The 7,943-nt window shown below is 73.3% G+C and carries 6 protein-coding genes and 2 pseudogenes; 6 read left to right on the plus strand and 2 right to left on the minus strand.

Annotation, left to right across the window (positions count from 1 at the left end; all coding sequences use genetic code 11):
- Both RIF68_RS19220 and RIF68_RS19225 read left to right on the plus strand, forming a co-directional pair.
- The coding region (locus RIF68_RS19220) for an FAD-binding domain-containing protein (RefSeq protein WP_309052513.1) at positions 1–740 on the plus strand (740 nt) is incomplete at its 5' end.
- 549 nt (positions 741–1,289) lie between these two features.
- Entirely contained in the window at positions 1,290–2,570 is a 1,281-nt protein-coding gene (locus RIF68_RS19225; protein ID WP_375165717.1) for a serine hydrolase domain-containing protein, read from the plus strand.
- Positions 2,571–2,748: 178 nt separating this feature from the next.
- Here RIF68_RS19225 and RIF68_RS19230 read toward each other — a convergent pair whose 3' ends face one another.
- The gene (locus RIF68_RS19230) at positions 2,749–3,672 is read right to left on the minus strand and encodes a serine hydrolase (protein ID WP_309052515.1); all 924 of its coding nucleotides are present in this window, start codon (positions 3,670–3,672) and stop codon (positions 2,749–2,751) included.
- A 475-nt stretch (positions 3,673–4,147) separates the two neighbouring features.
- Between RIF68_RS19230 and uppS the strand changes: the two genes are divergently transcribed.
- Together uppS and RIF68_RS19240 are read left to right on the plus strand one after the other, a co-directional pair.
- On the plus strand, positions 4,148–4,846 hold the full coding sequence (uppS, locus tag RIF68_RS19235) for a polyprenyl diphosphate synthase (protein ID WP_309052516.1): 699 nt from the start codon (positions 4,148–4,150) through the stop codon (positions 4,844–4,846).
- The gene (locus RIF68_RS19240) at positions 4,843–6,339 is read left to right on the plus strand and encodes an oxygenase MpaB family protein (RefSeq protein ID WP_309052517.1); all 1,497 of its coding nucleotides are present in this window, start codon (positions 4,843–4,845) and stop codon (positions 6,337–6,339) included. The genes uppS and RIF68_RS19240 overlap by 4 nt, the downstream gene beginning before the upstream one ends.
- A gap of 51 nt (positions 6,340–6,390) precedes the next feature.
- On the opposite strand, the gene RIF68_RS19245 is transcribed toward RIF68_RS19240, so the two are convergent.
- Positions 6,391–7,227, minus strand: coding sequence for an SDR family NAD(P)-dependent oxidoreductase (locus RIF68_RS19245; RefSeq protein ID WP_309052518.1), 837 nt, complete (start codon positions 7,225–7,227; stop codon positions 6,391–6,393).
- A gap of 143 nt (positions 7,228–7,370) precedes the next feature.
- Between RIF68_RS19245 and RIF68_RS19250 the strand changes: the two are divergent.
- A pseudogene (locus RIF68_RS19250) lies at positions 7,371–7,607 on the plus strand (four-helix bundle copper-binding protein); the annotation flags it as partial.
- Between the two features lie 203 nt (positions 7,608–7,810).
- Positions 7,811–7,943, plus strand: a pseudogene (locus RIF68_RS19255) (aminoacid decarboxylase); the annotation flags it as partial.

A 7,943-nucleotide genomic window follows, 5' to 3' on the forward strand; every position in this document is an offset into this window, starting at 1 on the left:
CCCAGGGCCTCGACGCCTACGAGGACCGCCACGACGACCTCGCCGGCGACGCGACCTCGCGCCTCTCCCCGTACCTCCACTTCGGCGCCGTCTCCGCGACCGAGGCCCTCCATCTCGCCCGCGCCCGGGGCGGCGCGGGCGCCGACGCCTTCGTACGGCAACTGTGCTGGCGCGACTTCCACCAGCAGGTGCTGGCGGCACGGCCCCGGGCGGCCGTGGAGGACTACCGTCCCCGGAACGACCGCTGGCGGCGGGGCGCGGAGGCCGAGGAGGACCTGCGGGCCTGGCGCGAAGGCCGCACCGGCTACCCCGTGGTGGACGCGGCCCTGCGCCAGCTCGCCCACGAGGGCTGGATGCACAACCGGGGGCGCCTGCTCACCGCCTCCTTCCTCAGCAAGACGCTCTACCTCGACTGGCGGGACGGCGCCCGGCACTTCCTCGGCCTCCTGGTGGACGGCGACATCGCCAACAACCAGCTCAACTGGCAGTGGGTGGCCGGCACCGGCACCGACAGCCGCCCGCACCGGGTCCTCAACCCCGTCCTCCAGGGCCGGCGGTACGACCCCGACGGCGCGTACGTCAGGCGATGGGTGCCGGAACTCGCCGCCCTGCCCGGCGCCTCCGTCCACGAACCGTGGAAGCTCAAGGGCGCCGACCGCGCCGCGTACGACTACCCCGACCCGATCGTGGACCTCGCCGAGGGACTGGCGCGCTTCCGGCGCGCGCGAGGACGGGACTGAGCGGCGAGGCCGAACCGACGCGTGATCGACGCGGCTTGAGAAGGGCGCGCCTGGGGCCGGAGGGTGAAGGGGCCGGGAACACCGACGCCCCGCGAGGAGGCCCTCATGACCACAGCGGCGCCGCCCGTCCACCCCCTTCGGGACGGTCAGCTCACGACGCACGAACGACGCAAGGTCTCCGCGGTCGCGGTCGCGGTCGCGGTTCGCTTCGCGCGCGGCCGAGCCACGGCTCCGCGCCACCGGCGGCGACACCGCACGCCCCGTCCTCCGTGGACGCGTGCGCCGAACTCCTCGCCGAAGGATGCTTCGTGACGGGCTGATTCGTCACCCCCCCGCGCCGTACGGTGCACGCGCCCGCGCCACCCCGGCCCTCACGAGACGTTCCGGTCCCGACCGGATTCACCGACCGCGCCGGGAACCTTTTCCGGACAGCGGCCCTCATGGTCATTGGGCACGGGGACGCACGCGCACCGTGACGCGTTCCCCGCCCCGTGGCGCACCGGTCTCGTGCGCCACGCGACCACGCTCAGTAGAAGCCGAGGAATCACCGTGCCTCTGTCGCCGCGCAGACGTCAGACCGTGAGCGCCACCACCCTGATCGCCGCCCTCGCGGCGGGACTCGCCCCCACCACAGCCTTCGCCGCCGACGCCGCCACCGCACGTCCGGCGCCCGCCGCCGCGACGGCGCCCGCGGCCCCCGCCGCGGACATGGAGGGTGTCGTCGCCGCGCTCAACTCGGCCCTGGCCGACGGAGCTCCGGGAGCGATGGCCCGGTTCTCCGGTCCCGACGGGGTGGAGAGCCGCACCGTCGGTGTCCGGAACCGGGAGTCGGGGGCGCCGATGGACATCCACGCGCGCTTCCGCGTCGGCAGCGTCAGCAAGACGTTCTCCACGGTCGTCCTCCTCCAGCTCGTGCAGGAGGGGAAGCTGGAACTCGACACGTCCGTCAACCGGTACCTGCCCGGACTGCTCCCCGACGACCGCATCACGGTCCGACACCTGCTCACCCACCGCAGCGGCCTGGCCGACTACACCAACGCGATGTTCGCCGACACGGTGCCGGGCTTCGAAGCCGTGCGGAACCGGGTCTTCAGCCCCCAGGAGCTCGTCGACCTCTCCCTGAGCGAGCCCCGGACCACCGAACCCGGCGTGGCGTACAAGTACTCCAACGCCAACTTCGTGGTCGTCGGCATGCTCATCGAGAAGCTCACGGGCCGCCCCCTGGCCGACGCCTACGAGCGCCGGATCTTCAAGCCGCTCAAGCTGCGCAAAACCTCGTACGTCCACCCCGACACCCGGATCAAGGGCCTGCACGTCCGGGGCTATCTGCACCCGGACACGGCCGGTGAGCCGCTCGTGGACTCCACGGAACAGACCGTGTCCTGGGCGCAGGCCGCCGGCGCCGTCATCTCCAGCCCCGCCGACCTGAACACCTTCACCAGCGCGCTCCTGCGCGGGCGGCTGCTGTCCCCGGCCATGATGGAGGCCATGACGACCGTCACCCCGACGGACGCCACCAACACCCGTTTCTACGGGCTGGGTCTGCGCCGTTACGACCTGTCCTGCGGCGTCCAGGTGTACGGCCACACCGGCACGGTGCAGGGCTTCTACACGTACGCCTTCTCGACCCGCGACGGGCGGCGCAGCCTGTCGGCCGTGGCGAACACCTCGAACCACGGCGTCGCCAACACGGCGCTCGGCGGCACGCTGGAGCCCGCCTTCTGCGGCAAGAAGCCGGCGGCGGCGCCGTCCGCGCGCTCCGCCGCCCCGGCCACGGCCGGTGACCTCGCCCCGCGGCCGGCGGAGCGGGACCTGCCCGAGCGCCACTGAGCCCCCTCGCCGGGAGGCCCGCCCGTGGCGGCCTCCCGGCGACCGGGTCACCTGCCCGGCGGCCTCCGCGCGGACCGGAGCGGGGCGGACCCGCGGCGGAGGGGAGCGGAAGCCACTGCGGCGAGTCTCCCGTTCGCGTGCTCCCGCTCACCCTCTTCGCGTGCGGCCGGCGCGCGCGTCAGCCCCGGGGCACCGCGATGTACGCCTCCTGGGGCGAGGCGGTCGGTGTGTAGCGGGACGCGGTGGGCACGGTGGGGATCAGATCCCGGTGGATCACCTTCGACACGGCCTGGATCGTGTTCACGCCGTAGGTCATCGTGCTGCTGCCGTCGGTGAGCACCGTGATGGTGTAGTCGTGGCCGGCGCCCTTGAACGCACCGATGCTGTGCACGCGCCAGCCGCGCGTGGCGCGCTGCAGCCAGCCGTTCTTGACGTGCACGGACACGGAGGAGGGCGCGCCGGCCGGGGTCCCCCACCTCTGCGAGGTGACGACGTTGCCCATGAGCCGGAGGATGTAGGCGCGGGCGTTGTCGCTCAGGACGGAGTTCCGGGCGGTGATCAGCGAGAGCAGCCGCTGCTCGTCGGCGGCGTTGATCCGGGTGAGCCCCCAGTAGCCGCCGGAGCCGGGCACCGTCCGCGTCATGCCGGCAGCCGCCAGGAAGCCCTTCACCTTGGTGAGCCCGAGCTGGTTCCACAGGGTGGTGGTGGACGCGTTGTCGGACTTGGTGATCATGGCGGTCGCGAGGTTGGTCTCGCGCGTGGTCAGGTACCGGTTGGTCTTCTTGGCGTCCCAGAGCAGCGCGGCGAGGACGGTCACCTTCACGATGCTGGCCGAGTCGTACGCGTTCGTGGCCCGCAGGGTGCAGGTGGTCCGCGTGGTGCGGTCGTGCAGGTGGACGGCGACGGTGCCGGAGCGCGTGGCGAGCGCGGCGGTGATGTCCCGCTGGAGCTTGGCGGCGAGCCCGGCCTTGGCGGACGTGCAGCTGACCTGCGGCGCGGTGGCGGCGGCAGCGGGCGCGGCGCCGGCCGCGACGGGCACGAGCATCCCGGCGGCGGCCACGAGCGGAAGCGCGCGGGCGCGCAGGTTTATGTGGTGAGGCATGTGATTCCCCCTGGAAACGAAAAAACGAACACGCCTTCGGCGTGCTCGCCTTACATGACTCACGAGCGTGCGGATGGTTGTGCGAATCCTGAAGCTTTTCTCCGGAGCGCCGAAGCCACCTTTCCGAGGCTCGCGCGGTGGTCCGCGGCACCTCGCGCGCGAACGGGGTCGGCAGGGCCGGTTCCGGAGGAAGAAGGGAAATCGATCACGTGAGCCACGGGTGAAGGCACCCCGTTCCGCGGGTCGGGGCCCTTTCCCGCCGTCAGACTCCTGGGGGAAGACCTTTCGGGTGGGGCGGGCGTGCGGGCGATACGGGGTGGGCGTGACCGAACGTGGCGGCGGTGACCGTACCGTTCCGTGGGGGACGGGTCCGGGCGTGGCGGACGGTTCCGTCCCCGGCGCACGCGCGGCGACGGACGGCCACCCGCGTGGGCGACGGTACGGTGACGGGCCGACGCGCGCGGTGCCCCGGCACGTGGCCTGCGTGATGGACGGCAACGGCCGCTGGGCCCAGCGGCGTTCACTGCCCCGGGCGGCGGGTCACCGGGCCGCGGAGACCTCGGTCATCGACGTCATCGAAGCGGCCCGGGCGGCCGGAGTCGAGTGGCTCAGCCTGTACGCCTTCTCCACCGAGAACTGGAACCGTCCCGGCCCCGAGGTCGACGACCTGATGCGACTGGTCCGCCGGGTCGTGCGCAAGCACGCGCCGCTGCTCCTCGCCCGGGGCATCCGCTGCCGCTTCCTCGGGGCCGCGGACCCGCGCATCCCCCGTGGACTGGCCCAGGACTTCGAGGACCTGGCCACGCTGACGGCCGAGAACCAGGGGATGACGCTGACCGTCGCCTTCGACCACGGCGGACGCCGCGACATCGTCGAGGCCGCCAGGTCCCTGATCCGCAGCGGCACGCCCGCCGACGAGGTGACCGAGCGGCTCTTCGCGGACCACCTGCCCTTCCCCGACACCCCGGACGTCGACCTCGTCATCCGGACCTCCGGCGAACAGCGCATCTCCAACTTCATGCTCTGGCAGGTCGCCTACGCCGAGTGGGTCTTCCCCGAGGTGCTCTGGCCGGACTTCCGGACCCCCGACTTCCTCACCTGCCTGGACGCCTACCGGCGTCGCGACCGCCGCTTCGGCGGCGTGCCCCCTCAGAAGAACGGAGACCCGTCATGACGACCGGAACCACGGGAACGGCCGACGAGGCGCCCCTGTTCGGCCCGGAGTCGCGTTTCCACGCCTTCTTCGACGACCCGCGCTGGGCACTGGCCATGATCCGCGCCACCGTCCTGGAGGCCGCCCACCCGCAGATCGGCGCCGCCCTCGCCGACAACTCCACCTTCATGGCCCACCCCTGGCGCCGGCTGCGCAACACCTTCCTCAGCATGCGGCGCATGTTCGACGCCGACCCGGCGGTGCGCGAGCGGGAGGCCGCCCGGCTCAACAGGCTGCACGCCCGCATGAGCGGCTCCGACTCCCGCGGCCGCCCCTACGACGCCATGGACCGCGCGACCCGCGCCTGGGTCGTCGCCACCCTCTTCGAGAGCGCCGTCACCATGTGCCGACTGAGCGGTCAGCCGCTCGACCAGGACACCATGGAGCACATGTACGCCGAGTACCGCGTCTTCCTCGCGGCGCTCGACGGCGACGCCGGGGAACTCCCCGAGGACCTGCACGACTTCTGGCGCTACTTCGACGGGGTCGTCGAGGACGAACTGGAGAACACCGAGGCGGCCCGGGTCATCCTCTACCGGCTCTTCGACCACCTGCCCGCCCCCGCCCTGCTCGACGGCGCGCCGGCACTGTGGGCGGCCGGCCGGGCCGTCGTCGGTCCGCTCCTCGGCGCGATCACCGTCGCCTCGCTCCCCGAGCCGTACCGGCGCAGGGCCGGACTGCCCGAGATGCCCGGCGCGCCGACCCTGATGCAGGGCGCCTACCTCGCCGCCGGGCTCACCCGATTCCTGCCCGACGGCTGGCTCCGTGCCGAAACCATCATCGAGACCCTCTCCCTCTCGCCCGACAGCGACGATCCCCGGGCCCGGACCGTGGCCGCGCTGCGCGCCCGCATGAAGCGGGCATCGGCCCTGCTCCGCCTCCTCACGCCCCTGGGCGGCGACACCGGCCCGGACCCGTTCCCCGCCGCCCGGGCGGACACCGCGGCCACGGCGACCACGGAGGCATCGGGGGAGAGCCGGCGGTCGGCGGAGGAGTTCTTCCGGCAGGTGCTGGACCAGACCGGCGACGGCCACCTCGACTGGCCCGACCTCGCCGCCATGGCACGCGAACTGGCCACCCGCCTCGACCTGGACGAACCCGAGGAGACCCGGCTCTACGACGCCTTCGCCGCCTGGTGGCGCGAACTCCAGGCGGCCCTCGACACCGACGGTGACGGCCGCGTCAGCGCCGCCGAGTACGCCGCCGCCGTACCCTCCCTCGCCGGTCCCGCGCTCATCCGCGTCGCCGAGGTGCTCTTCGACGCCACCGACAAGGACGGCAGCGGAACCATCGACGCGGCCGAACACCGAGCGCTCTTCCGCACCGCCTTCCACCGGGACCTCGACCTCACCGACGGCACCTACGGCCGCAGTGCCTTCGTCGGCGACTTCCTCTCCTTCATGTCGGGCCGTCGCGCGAACACGCCCTACGACCCCCTGCTCGCCGACGCCTAGGGGTGTCCTGTCGATCGGGCCGCGAACCCGGCAAGATCGGCGAGACACCCTCTAGGAGCCGGAGCCGGAGCCGGAGCCGGAGCCGGAGCCGGAGCCGGAGCCGGAGCCGGAGCCGGGCTCGGCCGCGCACCGGTGGGCGTGGGCCGTGAGCCCGTCCGGGAGGACCCGGCCGGCGAGTTCCTGCAGCCGGGACCTGGCCGAACCGGCGACGACCTTGTCCCGGCCCGCCATCAGGGCCTCGAAGGCCTGCGCGGCGACCTGGGCGGGATCGTCCTTGGGCCCCGTACCGATCGCGGTGTCCAGCATGTGCGCGCGGGCGAAGAACGCGGTGTCCGTCGGTCCCGGCAGCAGGGTCGTCACGGTGACACCGGTGTCCCGCAGCTCGTGGGCGAGAGCCTGGGCGAAGGACAGCAGGAAGGACTTCGAGGCGTTGTAGACGGCCTGGTACGGCCCGGGTGTCGTCGCCGCCACGGACGAGGTGACCAGCACCCTCCCATGGCCGTCCTCGACCATCGAGGGCACCAGGAGCCGGGCCAGCCGGACGGTCGAGGAGATGTTGAGGTCGATGACGCGCTGCTGGTCGGCCAGGTCCGTCTCCAGGAAGGCACCGCCCCGGCCCACCCCCGCGTTCAGGGCGAGCGCCGCGACCGGGCGCCGGGTCCCCTCGATGCGCCGGTGCAGCTCCGCCACTCCGTCCGCGGTGGCGAGGTCCGCCCGGACGGCGGTCACCTCCGTACCGTGCTCGCCCAGCTCCGCCGCGGACGCCGGCGCCGCGTCCTCGGCGGCGACGACCAGGTCGTACCCGTGCCGCGCGAACTGCCGGGCGAGTTCGAGGCCGATGCCGCTGGAGGCGCCGGTGACGACGGCCAGGGGGTTCATTGCGTCCATGGCGGGCGGCTACCCGACCCTCCGGCGCCTACACGAAGCGGACACAAGGGACAGGTCGACCGGCTGATCCCGCGTGCTCGGAGTAGGCGCGCCGTGGCGGGCGGCCGGCGCCCGCCGACGTCCGACCCCTCCGGAGGCATCTCATGGAGACAACGGTACGCGGCATGCTCAACACCCACCCGGCCGGTCCCGGCGGCGTCGACACCGACGCCCTGGCCCACTGCATCGAGGAGCGCGTCGCCTCCGCGCAGGCGTGCACGGCCTGCGCGGACGCCTGTCTGTCCGAGGGCATGGTCGCCGATCTCGCGAAGTGCATCCGCACCGACATGGACTGCGCCGACATCTGTACGACGACGGCGGCCGTCCGGGCGGCTCCGACACCTGCCGCATCAGCGTCTCGATCACCCACGCGGACGACGACGAGACCGAACAGGTCCTCGTGGACGCCCTGCGGGCCCTGGTCGACCGGGCCGACTCGATCGACGGTCCGTCCCCGGCCGGCGTACGGCTCCCGGAGCCCCCGGCGCTCGAACTGGAACAGGCCCGCCTCCCGCGCGACGCGTTCTTCGGCGAGGCCGACCGCGTGGCGGCGGAGGACGCGGTCGGCCGCGTCGCGGCCGAGACCATCAGCCCCTACCCGCCCGGCGTACCGGTGGTCACTCCCGGCGAGGTCATCACCACCGAGGTGGTCGACCACCTGCGCAGCGGCGCCGACC

Source organism: Streptomyces sp., from assembly GCF_031178505.1.
In the GTDB taxonomy this organism is placed as follows: Bacteria; Actinomycetota; Actinomycetes; order Streptomycetales; family Streptomycetaceae; genus Streptomyces; species Streptomyces gulbargensis.

Excerpts from the sequence above, each read along its gene's own strand:
- RIF68_RS19245 (WP_309052518.1), bottom strand. The coding sequence starts at position 7,227 with ATGGACGCAATGAACCCCCTGGCCGTCGTCACCGGCGCCTCCAGCGGC.
- RIF68_RS19240 (WP_309052517.1), top strand. The coding sequence starts at position 4,843 with ATGACGACCGGAACCACGGGAACGGCCGACGAGGCGCCCCTGTTCGGC.
- RIF68_RS19230 (WP_309052515.1), bottom strand. The coding sequence starts at position 3,672 with ATGCCTCACCACATAAACCTGCGCGCCCGCGCGCTTCCGCTCGTGGCC.